General features: G+C 59.9%; 14 protein-coding genes. 11 read left to right on the top strand and 3 right to left on the bottom strand.

Annotated elements, in window-relative coordinates; genetic code table 11:
* Positions 1-25: 25 nt before the first annotated feature.
* Positions 26-739 carry a lipoyl(octanoyl) transferase LipB gene (lipB, locus tag G449_RS0112895; protein WP_245170790.1) on the top strand — a complete coding sequence of 238 codons (714 nt, stop codon included), beginning with the start codon at positions 26-28 and terminating at the stop codon, positions 737-739.
* Between the two features lie 92 nt (positions 740-831).
* Positions 832-1,713 carry a lipoyl synthase gene (gene lipA, locus G449_RS0112890; RefSeq protein ID WP_022659733.1) on the top strand — a complete coding sequence of 294 codons (882 nt, stop codon included), beginning with the start codon at positions 832-834 and terminating at the stop codon, positions 1,711-1,713.
* A gap of 126 nt (positions 1,714-1,839) precedes the next feature.
* Here the strand turns inward: lipA and G449_RS0112885 are convergent, their stop codons facing one another.
* The 3 genes from G449_RS0112885 to G449_RS0112875 all read right to left on the bottom strand — a co-directional run bounded on the left by G449_RS0112885 (position 1,840) and on the right by G449_RS0112875 (position 5,165).
* Positions 1,840-2,823, bottom strand: coding sequence for an AEC family transporter (locus G449_RS0112885; protein ID WP_022659732.1), 984 nt, complete (start codon positions 2,821-2,823; stop codon positions 1,840-1,842).
* 324 nt (positions 2,824-3,147) lie between these two features.
* Positions 3,148-3,708, bottom strand: a complete 561-nt coding sequence (locus tag G449_RS0112880) for an OmpH/Skp family outer membrane protein (protein WP_022659731.1) — start codon at positions 3,706-3,708, stop codon at positions 3,148-3,150.
* A 155-nt stretch (positions 3,709-3,863) separates the two neighbouring features.
* Positions 3,864-5,165 (bottom strand): transglycosylase SLT domain-containing protein, encoded by a 1,302-nt coding sequence (locus tag G449_RS0112875; RefSeq protein ID WP_245170791.1) that lies wholly within the window; start codon positions 5,163-5,165, stop codon positions 3,864-3,866.
* 386 nt (positions 5,166-5,551) lie between these two features.
* Here G449_RS0112875 and G449_RS0112870 point away from each other — a divergent pair, with 386 nt between their 5' ends.
* The 9 genes from G449_RS0112870 to pta all read left to right on the top strand — a co-directional run bounded on the left by G449_RS0112870 (position 5,552) and on the right by pta (position 22,082).
* Positions 5,552-6,673: a hypothetical protein gene (locus tag G449_RS0112870; RefSeq protein ID WP_027180987.1), complete on the top strand. Its 1,122-nt coding sequence runs from the start codon at positions 5,552-5,554 to the stop codon at positions 6,671-6,673.
* A 2-nt stretch (positions 6,674-6,675) separates the two neighbouring features.
* On the top strand, positions 6,676-8,583 hold the full coding sequence (locus G449_RS17155; protein WP_022659728.1) for a SulP family inorganic anion transporter: 1,908 nt from the start codon (positions 6,676-6,678) through the stop codon (positions 8,581-8,583).
* A complete protein-coding gene (locus tag G449_RS0112860; RefSeq protein WP_022659727.1) occupies positions 8,580-9,581 on the top strand; it encodes a tRNA dihydrouridine synthase in 1,002 nt (333 codons plus the stop codon). Before G449_RS17155 ends, G449_RS0112860 begins: the two co-directional genes overlap by 4 nt.
* 154 nt (positions 9,582-9,735) lie before the next feature.
* Positions 9,736-10,593: a 4-hydroxy-3-methylbut-2-enyl diphosphate reductase gene (gene ispH / locus G449_RS0112855; RefSeq protein WP_027180986.1), complete on the top strand. Its 858-nt coding sequence runs from the start codon at positions 9,736-9,738 to the stop codon at positions 10,591-10,593.
* Between the two features lie 39 nt (positions 10,594-10,632).
* The gene (locus G449_RS0112850) at positions 10,633-11,637 is read left to right on the top strand and encodes a chemotaxis protein (RefSeq protein ID WP_022659725.1); all 1,005 of its coding nucleotides are present in this window, start codon (positions 10,633-10,635) and stop codon (positions 11,635-11,637) included.
* A gap of 134 nt (positions 11,638-11,771) precedes the next feature.
* A complete protein-coding gene (gene selB, locus G449_RS0112845) occupies positions 11,772-13,745 on the top strand; it encodes a selenocysteine-specific translation elongation factor (RefSeq protein WP_022659724.1) in 1,974 nt (657 codons plus the stop codon).
* Positions 13,746-13,846: 101 nt separating this feature from the next.
* Entirely contained in the window at positions 13,847-15,556 is a 1,710-nt protein-coding gene (locus tag G449_RS0112840; protein WP_022659723.1) for an FAD-dependent oxidoreductase, read from the top strand.
* Positions 15,557-16,252: 696 nt separating this feature from the next.
* On the top strand, positions 16,253-19,786 hold the full coding sequence (nifJ, locus tag G449_RS0112830; protein ID WP_022659721.1) for a pyruvate:ferredoxin (flavodoxin) oxidoreductase: 3,534 nt from the start codon (positions 16,253-16,255) through the stop codon (positions 19,784-19,786).
* A 187-nt stretch (positions 19,787-19,973) separates the two neighbouring features.
* A complete protein-coding gene (gene pta, locus G449_RS0112825) occupies positions 19,974-22,082 on the top strand; it encodes a phosphate acetyltransferase (RefSeq protein WP_022659720.1) in 2,109 nt (702 codons plus the stop codon).
* Positions 22,083-22,172: the final 90 nt, after the last annotated feature.

The following is a 22,172-nucleotide window of genomic DNA, read 5'->3' as shown; positions in this document are numbered from 1 at the left end:
GGCTGCAAGCCGCTATGAGGGCTTTTTGCATCAACCTACAATGCCCAAGGCTCACATGTACGCATTTGATCTCGGCTGCGCCGCCTACCAGCGCGCCTTTGAAATACAAAAACAGGCGCAGGCTTACGTGCTTCAGGGCGGCGACGACATTCTGCTGCTTCTGGAGCATCCGCCCACCGTCACCCTTGGTAAAAACTCCGGCCAGGAGAATCTGCCCCCCAACCTCGCCAGCCTGTGGGGTTCAGCCGTGGATGTTGTGCACAGCACGCGCGGCGGCAATATTACCTGCCATTTTCCCGGACAGCTGGTGGCCTACCCCATCATCAACCTGAAAAAACGCTCCGGCGGCGTCCGGGCCTATGTGTATGATGTGGAAGAAACAGCCATCCGCACGGTACGGCGCTTTGGCATTGAAGCGGCCCGCAAGCCGGGTTTTCCAGGCGTATGGGTGGGCGGCAGCAAGATTGCCTCGCTGGGCATTGCCGTGCAGCGCCACGTGACCCTGCACGGTCTGGCCATGAATGTGGACCAGGATCTTTCCCTCTTCAACATCATCACCCCCTGCGGCCTTGACGGCGTGACCGCAACCTCGGTGCAACGGGAGCAGAACGGCGACCCGGCGACTATGGACGCGGTGAAAGCATGCTTTCTTGAGGCTTTTTGCGAGGTTTTCAGCCAACCGCTGCCGCCCTTGCAATCGGCGCAAGCCTGCGAAGCGCTGCTCGTGGCCCAACCGTAACGGGTATGCAGGACGAATCAAATCACAAGCCCAACACCAGATCAGGCAATTTGCGGCATGCCGCCGCAGGTGCCCTAGCAAGGACGAAACAGATGACCCAACCCGATTCTTCCGACAATTCCGGTTCTGCCAATGCCCCTCTGCGCAAGCCCGCCTGGCTGCGCCGACCGCTGGCCTCCGACAGGCGCTTTTTCACCACATCCGCTCTGCTGAACGAGCAGGGGCTTTCCACCGTGTGCAAGGAGGCCAACTGTCCCAACCGGCAGGAATGCTTTTCTTCCGGCACGGCCACATTTCTGATTTTGGGTGAAACCTGTACGCGCAACTGCCGCTTCTGCAATATACACCCCGGCCAGACCAGCGCCCCCGATCCCACGGAGCCGCAACGCGTGGCTCAGGCCGCCGTGACCCTGGGGCTCAGGCATGTGGTTGTCACTTCTGTGACGCGCGATGATCTTGCGGACGGTGGCTCCACCCAGTTTGCCGCCGTCATTCAGGCGCTCCGTGAGGCCCTGCCGCAGAGCAGTGTTGAAGTGCTTATCCCCGATTTTCAGGGCAACGCCGATGCCCTGCGCACGGTCATGGACGCCAAACCCCATATCATCAACCACAATGTGGAAACGCACCCCGCGCTCTATGCGCAGGTGCGCCCCCAGGCCGATTACGAACAAAGCCTGGAACTGCTGCGCCGCGTGAACGACTGCGGCATGACGGCCAAAAGCGGCCTCATGGTGGGGCTGGGCGAAACAGACGCGCAAGTGCTTGAGGTGATCAAGGACCTGCGCACGGTAGGCTGCTCCATTGTGACCATCGGCCAATATCTGCCGCCCACAAGCCAACACCACAAGCTTGACCGCTATGTGACGCCGGAACAGTTTGACGAGTACGCCGCCTACGGCAAATCGCTGGGTTTGCACCACGTGTTTTCCGGCCCGCTGGTGCGCAGCAGCTACCACGCAGCCAACTTTGCCTGATTGCTGGCCCGTCGCTGGTCAGCCTCTACCCGCACCAGCCGCGCAACCATAAAAAGCGGGCTTTGCTCCCAGGATCACCGCCGGAGAACAAAGCCCGCTTTTCTTTTCTCAAATTTCAAGACCCGGCTAAACCATACCCAAGGCCTGAAAACCCCATACAAAACCTGTCAGGGTAAAAATACTCAGCCCGTTGGCGACCACCGCCGTGAGGGCCGCTTCTTCCGGCACGGTGCTGTACACCTCGGCGATGACCGTCACCACCAGAGCTGTAGCCGTGGCGCTGACAATCACGCTGATCACGAGCCACAGGCCCGAAACACCCAAGGCCGCCAGCATGGCCCAGCACAGCAGCGGGTGCAGCACCAGCTTGCAGAGAATAAACCACGCTTGCCGCGCAATGGCGTGTCCGTGCGCCTGACGCGTAGCCACCACCAGTTTTTGCCGCAAATCCAGCCCCAGAGCCAGCAGCATGCAGGGGGCCGCAGTGTAGCCCACAAGGCTCACCGCGCGGTCAAGCGGAGCCCACAACCCGAGCCCGGAGGCGGAAAGCGCTATGCCAGCCAGGGTCGAAAGCAGAATGGGGTTGCCAAGGATGAAGACCTTCAGGAGCTTACCCACAAATTTCAGGGGATTGCCGCCGTCCCAGGCCAGCGACCCGGCCAGGGCATCCAGACGGGACTGCCCGATGATCATGACCACATTGGGCGTGAGGGTGCAAAGACCGGCAATGAGCATGGCTGCGGCATTACCGGGGAACAGATTGGACACGATGGGCAGCCCCACAAAGGCGGCATTGCAGGCGGAACAGGAAAGCCCGGCAATGACGCCCGGCCCCACGCCGCGGCGGCAGAAAATTTTGTCGCCCACGTAGCCAAGGCAGTACATCACAAGCTGGGAACCAAGAATGCCCCCCCAGAAAGCCCAGTGGGCAAGATCCTTCAGGCTGGCCCCGGCCAGCAGGTGCAGAATCAGCAACGGCAGAGCCAGCTTGAGCACATAAATGCCAAGAACAGGGCCAGCGTTTTCGGGCAATACATCGCGACTGCGCAAAAGAACGCCCGCGCCAATAATCAGGAATACGGGCATGACGGCAAACAGCGCTTGAAACATAATCAACCTTTTCCATTCGGATGCGTTTTTCACCCACCGGCATACCCGGCTGGCGACGGCGAAACTATGGCGCGGCTTGTCCACCTTGTCCAGTAAAAACTGTTTGTTCGTTCAAACAGTTTTTAACCTGTATAATTACAGAATATTACAAAAATTATATCATCTGCTTCAAACAATTGCCAACCTTTTGCCAGAGCTTCGCCATCGCCCGCTTTTCAGCTCAGCCTCAGCCAAACCCGCAAACAGGCCATAAAAAAGCCCTCCGTCAATGACGAAGGGCTTTACCAAACATTCAGCCGTCAGATACAGCCGAAAGAATCTGTCTTACTTCTTGGCCTTGGCAGCCTTGTCGTCCTTGGGCGTTTCGGCCTTGGGGGCGGCTTCAGGAGCCTTTTCAGCTTCGGGCTTCACAGACTTGAAATCAAGCTTCTGCTTGTTCACAAGTTCCAGCACTTCATTGGTCACGTCGCTCTTGGAATCAAAAGCGGCGACAGCTTCAGTGCTGATGATGACGGCATAGCCCTTTTCGGTGCGATAGGTATTGATCACGCGCTGAATGGCATCATACAGCAGGTTTACAACATTCTGCTGTTCCACCTGCATGCGCTGCTGGGCAGACATGTAGACGGCCTGCAGTTCTTTCTGCGCTTCAGCGTCCTTGGGGTTGGCTTCCAGGCGCTGCTGGATGTCGTTAAGCTTGGTCTGCATGTCGCCCTGAAGGCTTTCAAGGAACTTCACGCCGGCCTTGCCGGGTTCGCTATCGCGCATCACGCGCGCCATATCCACCACCGCCACCTTGGGCTGGGCATTATTGTCGCCCTGTTGGCAGGCAAAAAGCATGAAACTCAGCAGCAGAGCCAACGGCATAAAAAAACGGATTCGCATGGTTGTGACCACTCCTCTAATAAATGCCGGGCATAGAGTTGGGGCTCGGCGTTGAAGAACATGTACGTTGTTTTTATAGGCACCACAACCATTTTTCGCTGAAATCCCCTCTTGGGCGGTGCTTTGCGCGCGCCCCTGTGCGAGGGAAATCCACATCAGCGCAGTGAGGCGTACTGAGCCTTCATTCTCTGCACCCGGGCAACGTAGAAACGTGTTTCACGGGCTGGCAGACGCGTGGCAAGATCCCTGTAAAAGGCGTCAACCGTCATGGAGTTTATGTTGTCCACGGCTTCTTCCATGGTTTTGCCGTAGAGCCGCAGAAAACGGTTCGGCCCCATATTGTAGGCGGCAATTGCGCAATATTCCCTTGCCAGCGGGTTGTGCACCCCGGAAAAATACCGGGTAAACAGGATGTGCAGGTAGGTGGTGCCATAGCGGATGTTGGTTTCCGGCACGCGCAGGTCGTCAAAACCCACGTCGCCCATGCGCCCGTAAAGGTATTTGTGCACCTCGTCGTTGGCGGTATCCGGCACTACCTGCATGAGGCCCATGGCCGACTTGTTGCTGACCAGGGTTGGCGAAAAGTCGCTTTCGCTGTGGATGATGGCGTACACAAGCTCGGTGCTCAAATTGTATCGGCGCGAAAAATTCTCCACCAGATTCTGATAACGGCGGGCTCTGGCCTGTAGTTTTTCCATGTCGTTATCGTCAATATCGCCCACAAAGTTATCAAAAACCGTACCGTGACGCAGCACTTCAATAGCTGCCCTGCGCACCACGCGGGGCGAATAGCCCGCCATCATGGCCGTGGGCGTCACCCAGCGCAGCGGGCGGCCCGCCGCATCAAGGGCATCGCCGTAATCGCGGGGCTGGTTGCTGACCAGAAGCGGGCTGGACACGCCGTCCAAGGCCAGCAGCGGGGCAAAATCGCCCTGCGCGTCGCCGGAAAAGGCCAGTGATGGCTCGCCAGTATCAAGGATGACGCCGCCCGAACCAAAGGAGACAATGCGCCTGACCAGAGTCTGACCCGTGGCCTTACCCGAGGCAGAACCCGAGGCAGAGGATGTCCCCTGCATTTTGTCCGCAGCAGATACCGGGCGTGCAGATGTGCTGGCATCAACAGGCTGACGCGTCTGCGGACTGCCCCCGGATGTCTGTCCAGAGTGCGGCTCCACCGCCCCGCGCACGGCCCACTGGCGTATGCCGTCACCCTGCGCCTGAATGGGAATGGGCATGTCTTCGGGACGCAGGCGGGCCACCATGCCGCTGGCGCGTCGGCGCAGTTCCGGCCCCTCGCTCTGCGGCACAAAACCGGCCAGCAGACCGAGCACCAGCAAGGCGGCGGCAAGGCCGAGCGATATGAGCAATATTGTGTTACGTTGTTTCATGGGCATCCCCGTGGGCGTCGGCACGGCCTTGAGCCTGCCGCCGTCTGACGGTTGTAGGGCTGATCTCATGCACCCTGCCCGCAGGCAGGATATGCGTCGGAAATCCGACAGCCGAGAATCTTCCGCAACACTTCTTGCAATTCCTTTGCCAATTCTCCACACATCCCAGACAAACCACTTTACAAAATGTGTACTTTAATTCAGAACAGACGGCCCCTTTTATGAGCTACCGTTGACCAGACCTTTTTTCCCACCTATACTTATTTCTGTGAAAAAAGGCTTGCACGCCACGCGCGCGAAAGCCGCCGCACTGGCCTCAAAAGAGCGCCCAAGGCGGCCATCCCTCTGGGAATCAGGCGGTTCAGCCCGGGCAACAACGTCTTAATACGCGCATAGCCGCGCCGGTTCCCCATGCTGCCAGTCACCACAGGCACCCCGGGGAAATGGAGCAAACCGTGTCCCAGCATTCGCCAGAATACATTCGCGAAGAAATCAAGCGACTCCTCAAATATGCGCCACCCGAGATGCGCGCCGCTGCCATTGCCCTGCTGCCCGCCGCAAAGCGCTCTCTCAACACCGGTTATCACCCCTGCCTGCGCGGGGTGCCCATGCGCAGCTGGCGCTGCCTGCTTATGCTGCTCACCTCCATATCTGCCATGCAGAACGACACTGAAATGCTGCTGCGCGTTTCCAACGATCTGCTTGCCATTGCCGACCGCATGGCCCCTCCTGGGGAAGTGCTGCGGCAAAGCGCTGAAATTCTTGTCCACGCCCTGTACGCTGATATGTACGTGTGCCGCCTGCGCAATGCCAATGGCGAATGGGTGGCGCGCTCGGCCAATCAGGTGGACGGCGGCAGCATTCCCATCGTAACCCCCATGCTGGAGGAAGGCCTGCGCGAACACCCGGTGATGCGCGCCATTCTTGAAGGGCACGTCCGCTATGTGGTGTCCAACAACCTTCAGGCCCTGGCCATGGGCGGCGAATCGTTCGACTGCATCATCTACAAGGAAGGCTACCGTTCGCGTCTGGCCTTTGTGCTGCGCGAGCGCAGCAACAAGCCTCCTTTCGGCCTGGTAATGTTGTATACCAAACGTGAGTATGGCTTTGAAAGCTTTGACGAACGTTTTCTTTCAAAATGTGCCAGCATTGTTTCGCTCACCGTGGGCCGCCGCGTGGCCGTTGCCCGCGACACGCTGGAAAAAGCCGCCGGAGCCATGGCCCACTACGGCAACAACGCCCTGAACGTCATGCGCAATCAGGCGGAGTATTGCGGCGAACTGGTGGAAGACCTGGACGCAAACCAGGCGCGCAGCCTGCGCCTTGCGCGCGAGCTGCTGGCCGAGTTTCCTGAAAATTCGCGCGGGCGCATGCTGGGCATGGAGCTGGAACGCGCGCTCGCCCGCAACGACCTCACCGAACTTGCCGGGCATCTTGGCGGCGTGCTTGAAGGTACGCGGCGCATGACGCGCATTATCAATTCGCTCAAAAAATCCGCAGACCGGCCACGCCTGATGCACTACGCCCTTGGGCACGATGTGCTGCGCCTTGAGGACGATGTAACCCGCGAGGATTAGTCATGCGAGCCGCCCGGCTTTTTCCCTTTCTTGAGACCATCAGGACTTATTCCGCCCAGGATTTCAAGGCGGACATGACGGCGGCCCTTACCGTGACGCCCATGGCTGTGCCTCAGGCCATGGCCTACGCCATTATTGCCGGGGTTCACCCGCAGTATGGCATCTACGCCTGCATGCTGCCCGTGGTGCTGGCCGCCCTGTGGGGATCATCCCGCTTTATGGCCGCTGGCCCCACCAACGCCATCTCCATGATTATTTTCTCCACCCTCGCTACCATCAGCGTGGGCGGTGAACTGATCAGCACCATGCCTGAAGAATCGCGTATGGCCTATATTTTCGGCATGGCGCTCCTGTGCGGGCTTATCCAGCTGGGCATGGGGCTGGCGCGGCTGGGCGATCTGGTCAATTTTATCTCGCACTCGGTCATGGTGGCCTTTACCACCGGAGCGGCGCTGCTCATTGCCGCAGGGCAACTCTACATGGCTATGGGCCTGACCGGCCCCAAGCCCTCGGGCTTTTTCAACCAGATGTTCGGGGCGCTGCACGGCCTGCCCTTTATCAATTACTGGAGCCTCGGCATTGCCGTTGCCACCATTGTTCTGACAGTGGCCTTCAAGCGTCTGTCGCCACGCTTTCCCGCATCACTGGCCGCGCTCGGCGTGATTACGCTCTTTGCCGCCCTGTTCAGCGTGGACGCAAGGGGCGTTCCGCTGGTTGGGGCCATACCAAGCGTTGTGCCGCCTTTTTCCCTGCCGCCCTCCTTTGATCTGGACGCAGTGCGCGACCTGTTCATGCCCGCGCTGGCCATTGCCCTGCTGGGGACGGTGGAATCACTGGCCATTGGCAAGCAACTGGCCAACATCAAGGGCGATGTGTTTGACGGCAGTCAGGAGCTTATCGGTCAGGGCCTCGGCAATATCGCCGCGGGGCTTACCTCGGGCATTCCCGGCTGCGGTTCTTTTACCCGCAGCGCACTTGTAGTCACATCCGGCGGCAGAACGCGCATGGGCACGGTGTTTTCGGGCATTCTCGCCCTGCCACTGCTGTTTGTGCTGGCCCCGCTCATAAGCTGGCTGCCGCTCCCCGCCCTGAGCGGCATACTGCTGCTTATTTCCTTCAAGATGATTGATATTGATGCCATCCGCCTCTGCGTTGTGGCAACCAGCGTGGACAGAGCCGTGCTGCTCATCACTTTTTTGTCCACACTGCTGTTTGATCTTGAAAAAGCCATCTTCATCGGTGTGCTGCTTTCCCTCACGCTGTTTATTTACAAGACTGCCCACCCGCGTGTGAACAGGCTTCACAAGGGCGACCCGCTGCTGCGTGAAGGCCCTGCCGAACTGCCGCAGGGCATCACCGTGTACATGATTGAAGGAACCCTGTTTTTCGGGGCCATCCACGAGCTTGAACGTCTGCTGTATGCCGAGGACAACGAGCCAACCCGGCTTGTGGTGCTCCATCTTTCGCGCGTGTTCTGGATTGACGCTTCAGGGGCGCATGCGCTTTCGCAATTTATCGAGCGCTGTTACGCCCGCAGTCTGCCGGTTATTCTTGTGGTGGGCAGCCCCTCGGTGCGCAGCATCTTGCGGCGCACTGGCCTTCTGGATTATCTCAGCAACGGTTTTGTGGCCGACACCACGGGCGAAGGCCTGCGGCTGGCCGCAGCCATGCTGAACCGCTTTGCATGCAGCGATGCCCAGTGCGCAACCGCCGCCACAGACGCAACCGATGCGCAGCCCGCGCATCCTGCGCAGGCAGCCCTGCCTGCTCCAGCCAGTCCCGGCCCGGATTATATGGCGCAGTCTGCCCGCGTGGCGCTGGATCCCCAAGGCAACGTGCTGCCCGCCGAACAAACCGCCCCTGCGGAAAATTCCGCAGAACCGCCGCGCGTGACCAAGGAGCGCCTGTGACCAAGGTTTTTCAACTGCCAACCTGCCCCGCAAACCCAGATTCCCTGCCTTTTGGCCCCGAGCATCCCTGGCTGGCCCCGCTGGCCGGATACAGCGATCTGCCCTTTCGTCTTCTTTGCCGTGAATACGGCGCAGCCGTGTGCGTTACCGAAATGGTCAGCGCCAAGGGCCTTGTTTATGAAAGCCCCGGCACCAACGAACTGCTCATGACCCTGCCCGAAGACCAGCCGCTGGTGGTGCAGCTTTTCGGCGCGGAGGCATCCTTTCTGGGGCGCGCGGTGGAGCTGTTGCGTCAGTCCGGCTTTGGCTGGTTTGACCTGAATATGGGCTGTTCTGTTTCCAAGGTTTTGCGCCAGAGTGCTGGCGCGGCCATGCTGGGCGATACGGAAAACGTGCTTGCCGTGGCCCGCGCCATGATTGAGGCAGCAGGCCGTGGACGCGTGGGCTTCAAATTACGCCTGGGCCTGGACGACGCCCGCCCGGTGCTGCCCGATCTGGCCTTGCGCCTTGAGGATGCGGGCGCTGGCTGGCTGACCCTGCACCCCCGCACGGCCCGTCAGGGTTTTGGCGGCACCGCGCAATGGGAGGCTATTGCCATGCTGGCCCAGCGCCTGACCATTCCCCTGCTCGCCAGCGGTGACCTCTTTAGCGCGGAAGACGGCGTGAACTGCCTCAAGAGCACCGGAGCCAGCGGCGTCATGTACGCCCGTGGGGCCATGCATAATCCCGCCATCTTTGCCGACCACGCAGCCCTGCTGGCCGGGAACACCCCGGTTCAGGCCGATGCCCCCCGTTTGCGGGCCATGATTTCGCGGCATCTGGAGCTTGCCCGCGCCCACTGCCCCGGCAAGGCCGCCCTGTGGAAAATGCGCTCCGTGGTGCCGCGCTACGTGCGCACCCTGCCCGGCGCACGGGCCTTGCGTCAGGAGCTGTGCCGCTGTAATGATTGGGAAGAGCTTGACCGGTTACTGGATATTTTTCTGGGAAGCCCCGGCTAGCAAGGAACAAAAGCGCAGGCGGTCATGTTTGCTGCGCCTCTGCAATACAGTATTGCATACAGGTAAAATTTTTGTTGATGGGTTGGGGTCGGGCGAGGGGCAGTGCAGCCACGGCTCCACGCCTGAAAGCGCCGCCCCTTGAAGGAGATCCATGATGGATGTTTACCGCGCCAAAACAGCGGGCTTTTGCATGGGCGTGAGCCTAGCCCTGCAAAAACTTAACACTGCGCTGGAGCGCAAGGGGGGTACCCCCGAGATGACCCGCATCTGTACCCTTGGCCCCATCATCCACAATCCGCAGGTCCTGGCGGAATATGAGTCGCGCGGCGTGGTCTGCGTCAAGGAAGCCGCGCAACTGCACCCCGGTGATGTGGCGGTTATCCGCGCGCACGGCATCACGCGGCAGGTTGAGGAGCAGGTCAAGCAAAGCGGGGCCGACATTGTGGACGCCACCTGCCCCAAGGTAAAAAAAGCCCAACTTTCCATCGGGCGGGCCACCGCCGATGGCGCAACCCTGCTGCTTTTTGGCGAGGCGGATCACCCTGAAGTGCGCGGGCTGGTTTCTTACGCCTGCGGCCCGGCCCATGTATTCGGCACGGCGGCAGAGCTTGATTCCCTGCACCTTGCCGAAAACAAGGCCTATGTGCTGGCCTCGCAGACAACTCAGGATCGGCAGATATTTCAGGAAATCGTGGAAGATTTGCGCACGCGCATTGCTGACCTTGTGGTGCTTTCCACCATTTGCGACGCCACCCGCGAGCGGCAGGAGGAGGCACGCAACATTGCCTCCTGTGTGGATGTCATGGTAATCATAGGCGGAAGGCAGAGCGGAAACACCCGCAGACTGGCTGATGTGGCTGCTTTGAACGGCATCGACACCTACCTCGTGGAGCGTGTCGAGGAACTGGCCGCAGATAATTTTTCGCAAAAAAATCGTGCAGGTCTAACGGCTGGCGCATCTACGCCGAAAAGTCTTATTGACGCGGCTCATTTGTGGCTGCAGTCGCTTTAATCCCGTTTGCTCCTGAAGCGGTACTTTTCTGGAGGCAGCATGGCCCAGACCAATATTCTGCTGGAAGCCGGCACCAACGAGCTGGAAGTGGTGGAATTCTATCTTGAAGAATTCACCCCTCCTTCTGCCGACGCGCCGCAGCTGGACGAAAATGGCGAACCCGTCCCCGCCAAGCCCTATCGCGGCTACTACGGCGTCAATGTGGCCAAGGTGCTTGAAATTATCCGCATGCCCAAGGTGACGGCGCTGCCCGAAGTGCAGCACCCGAGCGTGCTCGGTGCTTTCAACCTGCGTTCGCGCATTATTCCGCTGGTGGATCTGGCCATGTGGCTGGGCAAAACCCACCCTGCGGAAGAAGAACAGCCCAAAACCATTGTGACGGAATTCAACAACGTCACCACGGCCTTCATGGTTTCCGGCGTCAACCGCATTCACCGCATCAGCTGGGAGCAGGTTGAACCGCCGAACAAGTACGTTGCTGCCGTGTCCAACAATACGGTCATCGGCGTGGTCAAACTTGAAGACCGCATCATCTTTCTCCTCGACCTTGAAAAGGTGGTCGCCAACCTCAATCCCAAGCTGGGCCTGCGGCTTGACGATCTGGGTGAAGACTGGACGAATGAAGGCTACCGCGCCCTCGTGGCCGATGACTCCGCCCTTATCCGCGAAATGCAGCGCGACCTGCTGGAAAAGGCGGGCTTTACCGTTGAAGTTGTTTCCAACGGACGCGCGGCCTGGGATCGTCTGCTGGATTTCAAAAAGAGCGCCGAAGAAGGCAACCGGCCCATCACAGACTTCGTGCATGTGGTGGTTTCAGACATCGAAATGCCGGTTATGGACGGCCTCAACCTCACCTTGCGCATCAAGGAAGACTCCATGCTCAAAAAACTGCCGGTGCTGCTTTTTTCCTCACTCATCACAGAAAAGCTGCGCCACAAGGGCGTGAGCGTGGGTGCGGACGACCAGATTTCCAAGCCGGAAGTGACCCAGCTGGCCCACAGGGCCATGAGCCTCATCAAGGCCAGGGAGCAGGGGCAGGCCTAAAAACTCCCAGCCGCTTTTGCCGTTTTCAAGGGGACCCTTTTTGCAAGGGGTCCCCTTTACGTTTCTGGGCTGGCGCTGTTTGCAAAGGCGCTTGCCAGAGTGTAAACTCGGCCCAAGACCACCAAGGAGCTTTTATGGCAGTAGTGCTAGGCACGGCAGGGCATATTGATCACGGCAAAACTTCGCTGGTACGGGCGCTTACAGGCATTGACTGCGACCGCCTGCAAGAAGAAAAACGCCGGGGAATCACCATTGAACTTGGCTTCGCCTGGGTTGACCTTCCCGGCGGCGAGCGGCTGGGAATCGTGGATGTGCCGGGGCACGAGCGCTTTGTCAAAAACATGGTGGCTGGCGCGGCTGGCGTGGACTTTGTCATGCTTGTCATTGCCGCGGACGAAGGCATCATGCCCCAGACACGGGAACATCTTGAAATCTGCTCTCTGCTCGGCATACGCACCGGGCTTGTGGCCCTCACCAAGGCAGACATGGTGGACGCCGACTGGCTCGAAATGGTGCAGGAAGAAGTACGCGGGTTCCTGCAAGGCACCTTTCTTGAAGGTGCACCCATATTCCCCGTTTCCTCAACCACAGGCGATGGCGTGGACACGCTGCGCGACCACCTTGCGCGCATGGCTGCCGAGCTGCCCGCCCAACGGCGCAGCGATATTTTTCGCCTGCCGGTAGACCGTGTATTCAGCATGAAGGGGCACGGCACCGTTGTGACCGGAACTGTCATTTCCGGCGTGTGCAACCTTGGCGACGAACTGCGCTTCATGCCGCCCGATCTGCCCACCCGCGCGCGGGGGCTGCAACGTCATGGCAAGACCGCCGATTCCGTGCAGCCGGGCCAGCGCTGCGCCGTCAACGTGCAGGGGCTGGATGTGGAGGAAATCGAACGCGGCTTTATGCTGGCCCGCCCCGGCGAACTGTTCCCCTCCAACCGCTGGCTGGTCAGGCTCACCTGCCTTTCCTCCGCCCCCAGAGCCATGCGGCAAAGGGTGGAAATCCATTTTCACCACGGTACGCGCGAATGCGCGGCGCGGGTGGTCTTTCGCGACAGGGACAAGCTGGCCCCTGGCGAAACCGCGCTGGCGGAACTGCGCTTCAAGGAACCTATGGTGGGCGTGTTTGGCGACCATTGCGTGCTGCGGGCCTACTCCCCCTTGCGCACGGTTGCTGGCGGGCTGCTGGTCAGCCCTCTGCCCCCCGAACTGAGGGCCAAAGACCCTGAACTGGCCGACAAGATGCGGCTGTTGCAAGAGCTGCCCGAACTGCGCGATGCGGCAGAAGCCATTGGCGGCGGCAAGGCCGAAGCCAAGGCGCGCGATGAAGCCAGGGCCGCGCTTGTACGCGGCGCACTGACCCTGCGCGGTATCGAAGGTGCTGACGACGCGCGGCTGCGCGCCCTGACGGGCCTTGCCCGGTCCGCCGTGGAAGCGGCGCTGCAACTGCTTTCCGCCCGTGGCGACGCCATCTGCTGGGACAAGGACAACCGCTGCTGGATTGGCAAAATTCCCTTTGAAAAACTGCTGGCCGCCAGCCTTGAACGCGGGGCAGACCTGCACCGCCGCGAGCCTCTCAAACCCGGATTCACCCGAGGGGCCCTTTGCACGGGCTGGAGCCGCAACCTGCCCCCCAAGCTGGTGCAAAAATTGCTGGATCAGGCCCTCAAGCAGGGCGATCTGGTCATCGAGGGCGAGGGGCTGCGCCTGCAAGCGCATACGGTGAGCCTGGCCGCCGATCAGGCAGGCCTGCGCCAAAAGCTGCTGGACGCGCATGCCGGCGCGGGGCTGACCCCACCCAACGCCAAGGACGTGCTTGAAGGACTTGGCGTCACGCCCAAGGAGGCCGCCCCGGTGCTGCGCCTGCTTTGCGAGGCTGGCGAACTGGTCAAGATCAAGGACGGCCTGTATTACCACGGCCCGGCCCTGGCCGATATTCTTGAACGTGTGCGCGGCTGGTTCAGCACCCACGACAATCTCGATGTGGGCGGGCTGAAAGAACTCCTGGGGCTTTCGCGCAAATATCTGATCGCCTTGCTGGAATATATGGATAATGAGCGCATAACCGTGCGCGTGGGCGACCAGCGGCGTTTTCGCGGGCGTTAGGTTATTCCGTAAACAGGAATTGTCCTTGCATTCTTGCCTTGAATGCTCATATATCTCAGTAATGCTCATTTGCTCATAACTCTTCACTAAGGAGCCCGGATATGTCTGAAAAAATTCTGGTAGTTGGTGGTGTTGCCCTGGGGCCAAAGGCGGCTTGCCGCTGCAAGCGCCTCATGCCCGATGCGGAAGTGATGCTTGTGGACGAAAACGTCTTCATTTCCTACGGCGGTTGCGGCATCCCCTACTACGTGTCCGGTGAAATACAGAATCTCGACGACCTGCGCTCCACACCCTATCATACCGTGCGCGACACCGAATTTTTCCGCGATATGAAGGGCATCACCGTACGCACCCAGACGCGCGCCCTGGCCATTGACCGGGCTGCCAAAACCCTGCTCGTCAAAGACGTTGTTTCCGGCAAGGAAGAAAAACTGCCTTACGACAAGCTGGTGCTGGCTACCGGTGCAAGCCCGCGCGTACCCCCCATTGAAGGCAAGGATCTGAAAAACGTGCTTTCCCTGACCCGCCTGGAAGCCGCCGGAGCCATCCGTGCAGCTTGCCAGGAGGGCAAGGTGAGCGAGGCGGTCATTGTGGGCGGCGGCTTCATCGGCCTTGAGGCTGCCGTGGCCCTGGCCGATATGTGGGGCGTGAAAGTCAGCGTTGTGGAAATGATGGATCAGATTCTGCCCGGCGTGCTTTCCCAGCCTCTTTCGCTCATGGCCGCCAACGACTGCCTGACCCACAAGGTCGACGTGTTCACTTCTGAAAAAGTGCTGCGCCTTGAGGGCGAAAACGGCACTGTCACCAAGGTGGTCACGGACAAGCGCGAAATCCCCGCCCAACTGGTGATCTTTGCCGCTGGCTTCATTCCCAACGGTCAGCTTGCCAAGGATGCCGGGCTGGAAGTGGCCCCCTTTGGCGCGGTGGTGGTGGACGAGCACATGCGCACCACCGACCCCTCCATCTATGCGGGTGGCGACTGCGTAGCCATCAAGAACATCATCACCGGCAAGATCGGCTACCTGCCCCTGGGCAGCATGGCCAACCGCCAGGGCCGCATCATCGGCACCAACCTTGCTGGCGGCAATGCCAGATTCCCCGGCTTTGTGGGTTCCTGGGCCGTCAAACTCTTTGCCCTTTCCTTCTGCGGCGTGGGCCTTACGGTTGAACGCGCCCGCAAGGAAGGCTTCGACGCCATGAGCGTCAGCGTGGAGCAGCTCGACCACGCCCACTTCTACCCCGAAAAAGCGATGATGAGCCTTGAGCTGGTGGTGGACAAGGCCACCAGCCGGGTGCTGGGCATTCAGGGCGCCTGCGCCGACCCGGATTCGCTCAAGGCCCGCATTGATGCGGTGGCCGCAGCCCTGCAATACTCCAAGCCCACGGTGGAAGACATCTCCAACCTTGAAATCGCTTACGCCCCGCCCTTTGCCTCGGCAATGGACGTGGTCAACGTAGTTGCCAACGTGGCCGACAACGCCCTTTCCGGGCGCTTCACCCCCGTGACCGCCGACCAGTTCATGGACTTGTGGAAGAAACGCAGCGAAAACCACGTGTTCTTTATTGATTCCCGCCCCGCGGCGGCAGGCAAGGCCACGCAGGAAAAGCATCCCGACTGGCACGCCATCCCGCTGGAAGAAATCGCCGCCAGAATCAGCGAGGTGCCCAAGGACCGCCCTGTTGCCATTATCTGCAACACGGGCCTGCGCGCCTATGACAGTCTGCTGGTACTGGCCCGCAATGGCGTGACCAACGTGGTCAACTCCACTGGCGGCATGCAGGCGGCCATCAAGATGGGCCTCTCGCTGTAACATGCCCGCCAAGAGGGAACGCATCTGAACGCTTTAGGGGGAGGAACTTTTGCAAAGGGGTTCCTCCCCCGTTTCAATCAGGCGCAGGCTTTCTCCACCCGGCGGATTCTGCCACAATCAGCTCAACGCACTGCCCGCAGGGCGGGTTTTGACTGGAGTCCATCCCGGGGCCAGCCCGCAAGCGCCCAAATCCGTAACATTGAATCAGGGGCAAGCCGCAGATTTTTTGCCATGAAACATTTGTAACATTTTTTTCATTTGCCCTGCACATTCCAACATGCCGTCATCATAGGTTTTCCCTTCGGGTATGCCCCAAACCTCCTTGCCATATTTCACAATTCATCACTATTTTCCGCATGTTGCGTCTGTCACAATTTTTTTTGTTGCGCCCCCGATTAAACTGTTCAAACAAACAATTTTATGGTAAGCGCAAAAACGCGCATTCCGTCGGGGCAGACGAGGGTGAGCAGCAAGGCTCCAAAACAAGTGATACCAAGCTTTTTTGGTGGACGCGAAAAGGCGGATTGGGTAGGGTTTTTCTACCACGATTCCACACCCAGCCTCCATTTTGTGTTCACTTCACGGCACTAGCCGTTGCCCGTCCCTGCCCAGTGCAGGGCCTTATCTCAGGGGCCGATCCGACCCAAGCTGATTTTGTAAAAACATTGCGCGCCTGTGGGCGCCAAGGAGGAACAGATGGCTCATATGAAAACTATGGACGGCAACAACGCCACCGCGCACATTGCCTACGCTCTGTCGGAAACGGCAGCCATTTACCCCATCACCCCCTCGTCCGTCATGGGCGAAGTCATGGATCAGTTGGCGGCCAAGGGCACCAAAAACCTGCTCGGCCAGATCGTGAATGTGCGCGAAATGCAGTCCGAAGCCGGCGCCGCTGGCGCTGTGCACGGTATGCTTTCCGCCGGCGCCCTCACCTCCACCTACACGGCTTCCCAGGGTCTGCTGCTCATGATCCCCAACATGTACAAAATCGCCGGTGAACTGCTTCCCGGCGTTTTCCATGTTTCGGCTCGTGCCCTGGCCTCCCATGCCCTGTCCATCTTTGGCGACCACCAGGACGTGATGGCCGCCCGTCAGACGGGCTTCTGCTTCCTGGCTTCCTCCTCCGTGCAGGAATGCATGGACCTGGCCCTCGTTGCGCACCTTTCCGCCATCGACGCCAGCCTGCCCTTCTGCCACTTCTTTGACGGTTTCCGCACCTCCCACGAAGTGCAGAAGATCGAAACCATTGATTACGAAGACATCCGCTCCCTGGTGAACTGGGAAAAGGTGGCCGAATTCCGCGCCACCGCCATGAACCCCGAGCATCCGCACATTCGCGGTACCGCCCAGAACCCCGACATTTACTTCCAGAACCGTGAAGCTTCCAATCTCTACTACGATGCCGTGCCCGGCATCGTGCTTGAGAACATGAAGAAGGTCGAGTCCATCACTGGCCGCAAATACCGCCTCTTTGACTACGTGGGCCACCCCGAAGCCGACCGCGTGATCGTTTCCATGGGTTCTTCCTGTGAAGTCATTGAAGAAACCGTGAAGTACCTCAACGCACAGGGCCAGCGCGTGGGCCTCGTGAAGGTGCACCTGTTCCGCCCCTTCTCCACCGAGCATCTGCTGCGCGCCCTGCCTTCCAGCGTGACCTGCATCACCGTGCTTGACCGCACCAAGGAAAGCGGCGCTCTTGGCGATCCCCTGTATCAGGACGTCTGCACCGCCTTCCTCGAAAAGGGCGAAGCTCCCACCCTGGTGGGCGGCCGCTACGGCCTGGGCTCCAAGGACTTCACCCCCGGCATGGCCAAGGCCGTGTACGACAACATGATGGCCCTTCAGCCCAAGAACCATTTCACTGTGGGTATCAACGACGACGTCACCTACACGTCGCTTGACGTGGAAGAAGAAATTGACACCGTGCCCGCTGGCACCGTGCAGTGCAAGTTCTTCGGCCTCGGCGCCGACGGCACCGTGGGCGCCAACAAGCAGGCCATCAAGATCATCGGCGACAACACCGACCTCTACGCCCAGGCCTACTTTGCTTACGATTCCAAGAAGTCCGGCGGCTTCACCGTGTCGCACCTGCGCTTCGGCAAGGAACAGATCACCTCTTCCTACCTGATCACCAAGGCCGACTACGTTGCCTGTCACAAGGCTGCCTACGTGACCCAGTACGACATTCTTGAAGGCATCAAGGACGGCGGCACCTTCGTGCTGAACTCCAACTGGTCGCTTGCCGACATGGAAAAGCACCTGCCTGCCTCCATGAAGCGCGTCATCGCCCGCAAGAAGCTGAAGTTCTACAACGTGGACGCCGTCAAGGTTGCCCAGGAAGTGGGCCTCGGCGGCCGCATCAACATGATCATGCAGACTGCCTTCTTCAAGCTTGCCAACGTGCTTGACTTTGAAAAGGCCGTGGGCCTGCTCAAGGAATCCATCAAGAAAACCTACGGCAGCAAGGGCGACAAGATCGTCAACATGAATATTGCCGCCGTGGACAAGGGCATGGACGCTCTGGAAGAAGTGAAATACCCCGCTTCCTGGGCCACTGCCACCGAAGGCGCCGCTGCCTGCTGCTGCGACGATGACGAATACATCAGCGCCGTTGTGCGTCCCATTCTGGCCCAGCAGGGCGACAAGCTGCCCGTGTCCGCCATGGATCCGGCTGGCTTCATGCCCCTTGGCACCGCCGCCTGCGAAAAGCGCGGCTGCGCCATCGACGTGCCCGAATGGCAGGTTGAAAACTGCATCCAGTGCTGCCAGTGCTCCTTTGTGTGCCCCCACGCCGCCATCCGCCCGGTGCTCGCCACCGAGGAAGAACTGACCGGCGCGCCCGCTTCCTTTGTGACCAAGGACGCCATCGGCAAGGAACTCAAGGGCATGAAGTTCCGCATTCAGGTGTACACTGAAGACTGCCTGGGCTGCGGCTCCTGCGCTGAAGTGTGCCCCGCCAAGGTCAAGGCCCTCGTTATGAAGCCCCTTGACACCCAGATGCCTACCCAGAAAGAAAATCTGGCCTTCGCAGAAGCCAACATCACGCTCAAGGACGAGCTCATGGCTCGCGACACCGTCAAGGGTTCGCAGCTGCAGCAGCCCCTGCACGAGTTCTCCGGCGCCTGCGCCGGTTGCGGCGAAACGCCTTACGTCAAGGTGCTCACCCAGATGTTCGGCGAGCGCATGATCGTGGCCAACGCCACGGGCTGCTCGTCCATCTGGGGCGCTTCTTCGCCCACCACGCCTTACTGCACCAACAAGGACGGCTTTGGCCCGGCCTGGGGCAACTCCCTGTTTGAAGACGCCGCCGAATACGGCTGCGGCATGGGTATTGCCTACGAACAGCGCCGTGGTCTGCTGGCCATGAAGGTTCAGGAAGCCCTGAAGGAAGAATCCGCTTCTCCCGAACTGAAGGCCGCCCTCCAGGGTTGGCTGGACAACAAGGACGATGCCGAAGGCTCCCGCAAGTACGGCGAAATGATCATGGCCAACCTGGAAGGCTTTGACAGCCCCCTGGCCCATGAACTGTGGCACATGGACGATCTCTTCACCAAGAAGAGCGTTTGGGTCTTCGGCGGCGACGGCTGGGGATACGACATCGGTTACGGCGGCCTTGACCACGTCCTCGCCAGTGGCGACGACATCAACGTGCTGCTGATGGATACCGAAGTGTACTCCAACACCGGCGGCCAGTCCTCCAAGGCCACCCCGCTTGGCGCCGTGGCCCAGTTTGCCGCCGCAGGCAAGCGCACCGGCAAGAAAGACCTTGGCCGCATGGCCATGACCTACGGCTATGTGTACGTTGCTTCCGTGTCCATGGGCGCGGACAAGCAGCAGGTGCTCAAGGCCTTCCGCGAAGCCGAAGCCTACAAGGGCCCTTCGCTTATCATCGCTTACGCTCCCTGCATCAACCAGGGTCTGCGCAAGGGCATGGGCAAGAGCCAGGAAGAAGCCAAGATGGCCGTGCTTTCCGGCTACTGGCCCCTGTACCGCTACAACCCCGAACTGGCCAAGGAAAAGAAAAATCCCTTCCAGCTCGACAGCAAGGCTCCTTCTGCTGACATTCAGGAATTCCTGGGCGGCGAAACCCGTTTTGCCTCTCTGGAAAAGATGGCTCCCGAAGTCTCCAAGAAGCTGCGCGCCGAACTGGCCGAAGCCTATACTGAACGCTACGCCATGCTCAAGCAGATGGCTGATCTGCCCTACCCCGGCACCAGCGCCGAGTAGAGAGGTCTGACGTTATGACTACCCGCGCCCGCCAGCATCTGGCTCCTCTCCGGGGGGCAGCCTGCTGCTGCGGGCGCGGGCTACGTCACACGCTTGGGATCAAAGGTTAAAGGCCTGGGCGCGGGGAATGCCCTCGCGCCCTTTTCGCGTTAATCCGCCAGCCTGCCGGCACAGCAGGGGAGGCACTATGCACAACGGTCTATACATCACCGCCACCGGGCCCATGACGGGCAAGAGCGCCATCGCCCTTGGGGCCATGCAGCTGCTCACCCGCAGCATGCGCAAGGTGGCTTTTTTCCGTCCCATCATCAACGAACCTCTGTGGGACGACCGCGACCCCGACATCCATCTGATGCTTGAATACTTCAAGCTCAAGATGGACTACGCTGACACCTTCGCCTACACCCAGCGCGAAGCCCGCCAGATCATCAATCAGGGTTCGCGCAACCTGCTCATCGAAAACATCATCCAGAAGTACAAAAAGCTGCTGGAAACCTATGATTTCGTTGTGTGCGTGGGCACAGACTTTCTTGCCAAAGACCCGGTTTTCGAGTTTGAACTCAATGCCGAAATTGCGGCCAACCTTGGCTGCCCGGTCCTCTTGGTCACCAGCGGCTACAATGTGAGCGCCGAAGACATTCGTGATTCGCTCCAGATCACCATGGACAGCCTTGAACCCTATGCGCTGGACGTGGTTGCCACCATTGTGAACCGCCGCAGCCTCACGCAGACAGAACTGGACGAACTGCGCGCCCACTTCAGCACGCAGGAAAGCCCAGCCCTGATTTTCTCCGTTCCCAACGACCCCACCATCGGCCAGCCCACCATGGCTGACGTGAAAAAGGGCCTGGACGCGGAAGTGCTGTTTGGCGAAAAACGCCTGGACGCGCTGGTGGGCGACTACCTTATCGCCGCCATGCACGTGGACAATGTGCTCAACTACATTGCCAAAGACCAGCTCATCGTCACCCCTGGCGACCGCGCCGACGTGCTCCTGGCAGCCATTGCCTCGCGCCTGTCGTCTTCTACTCCCGACATTGCGGGCGTTCTGCTGACCGGGGGCATCCGTCCCTCCGAAAATGTATGCAAATTCATTGAAGGCTGGACTGGCTCGCCCCTGCCCATCCTGCTGACGCCGCACCACACCTACAAGGCCTTTATGGCCCTGCAAAGCATCATCGCCCCCATTGAACCGGGCGATCTGCGCAAGATCAACAGCGTGCTGGGCCTGTTTGAACAGTACGTCAACGGCAAGGAAATCGAAAACCGCATCGGCGGCGAGCGCAGCAGCCGCATCACGCCCATGATGTTTGAATTCGAGCTGATCCAGCGCGCCAAGGCCAACAAGATGCGTATTGTGCTGGCCGAAGGCACCGAAGAACGCATCCTGCGCGCAACGGATATCCTCCTGCGCCGCGATGTGGCCGAAATCATCCTGCTGGGCGATGTGGAAGAAATCCGCTCCAAGGCCAGCGCCTTTGGCCTGGACATTGCCAAGGCCCGACTCATCGACCCGGTGAAATCCGACCTGTTTGAAGACTACGCCAATACCTACTACGAACTGCGCAAAAAGAAGGGCATTACCCCTGAACAGGCGCGCGACACGATGACCGATGCCACCTACTTTGCCACCATGATGGTCAAGAAGGACGATGCAGACGGCATGGTTTCCGGTTCGGTCAACACCACGGCGCACACCATCCGCCCGGCCTTTGAATTTGTGAAGACCAAGCCCGGATTCACCGTGGTTTCCTCGGTCTTCCTCATGTGCCTCAAGGATCGCGTGCTGGCCTTTGGCGACTGCGCCGTTAACCCCAACCCCACTGCGCAGCAACTGGCAGAAATCGCCATTGCCTCGGCCCACACGGCCAAGGTGTTTGGCATTGAGCCGCGCGTTGCCATGCTTTCCTACTCCACCGGTACTTCCGGCAAGGGTGCGGACGTGGACGTTGTGGTGGAAGCCACCAAGATCGCGCAGGAAATGGCCCCCGATCTCGCGCTGGAAGGCCCCTTGCAGTACGATGCGGCCATCGACCCCTCGGTTGCCAAAACCAAGATGCCCGACAGCAAGGTTGCCGGTAAGGCCACGGTGTTCATCTTCCCTGACCTCAACACCGGCAACAATACCTACAAGGCTGTGCAGCGCGCTGCTGGCGCGGTGGCCATCGGCCCCGTGCTTCAGGGCCTGAACAAGCCTGTCAATGATCTCTCGCGCGGCTGCACCGTGCCAGATATCGTCAATACCGTGGCCATCACTGCGGTGCAGGCCGCTGCCGAAAAGGCCGCGCAGAAATAGTTGCAGATATTCAGCCCTGGCTGTCATGAGCTTTCGGCGGTTTGCCCTGACAGGGCAAACCGCCGCATAAAGCCTGCCGCCGCAAAAACA

The organism is Desulfovibrio desulfuricans DSM 642 (assembly GCF_000420465.1).
Classification (GTDB): domain Bacteria; phylum Desulfobacterota; class Desulfovibrionia; order Desulfovibrionales; family Desulfovibrionaceae; genus Desulfovibrio; species Desulfovibrio desulfuricans.
Note: the sequence above shows the minus strand (reverse complement) of the source record. Positions and strands in the feature narration are given on the sequence as shown.

Excerpts from the sequence above, each read along its gene's own strand:
- pta (WP_022659720.1), top strand. The coding sequence starts at position 19,974 with ATGCACAACGGTCTATACATCACCGCCACCGGGCCCATGACGGGCAAG.
- G449_RS0112880 (WP_022659731.1), bottom strand. The coding sequence starts at position 3,708 with ATGCGAATCCGTTTTTTTATGCCGTTGGCTCTGCTGCTGAGTTTCATG.
- G449_RS0112850 (WP_022659725.1), top strand. The coding sequence starts at position 10,633 with ATGGCCCAGACCAATATTCTGCTGGAAGCCGGCACCAACGAGCTGGAA.
- lipA (WP_022659733.1), top strand. The coding sequence starts at position 832 with ATGACCCAACCCGATTCTTCCGACAATTCCGGTTCTGCCAATGCCCCT.
- G449_RS0112840 (WP_022659723.1), top strand. The coding sequence starts at position 13,847 with ATGTCTGAAAAAATTCTGGTAGTTGGTGGTGTTGCCCTGGGGCCAAAG.
- G449_RS17155 (WP_022659728.1), top strand. The coding sequence starts at position 6,676 with ATGCGAGCCGCCCGGCTTTTTCCCTTTCTTGAGACCATCAGGACTTAT.
- nifJ (WP_022659721.1), top strand. The coding sequence starts at position 16,253 with ATGGCTCATATGAAAACTATGGACGGCAACAACGCCACCGCGCACATT.
- ispH (WP_027180986.1), top strand. The coding sequence starts at position 9,736 with ATGGATGTTTACCGCGCCAAAACAGCGGGCTTTTGCATGGGCGTGAGC.
- G449_RS0112885 (WP_022659732.1), bottom strand. The coding sequence starts at position 2,823 with ATGTTTCAAGCGCTGTTTGCCGTCATGCCCGTATTCCTGATTATTGGC.
- selB (WP_022659724.1), top strand. The coding sequence starts at position 11,772 with ATGGCAGTAGTGCTAGGCACGGCAGGGCATATTGATCACGGCAAAACT.
- G449_RS0112875 (WP_245170791.1), bottom strand. The coding sequence starts at position 5,165 with ATGAGATCAGCCCTACAACCGTCAGACGGCGGCAGGCTCAAGGCCGTG.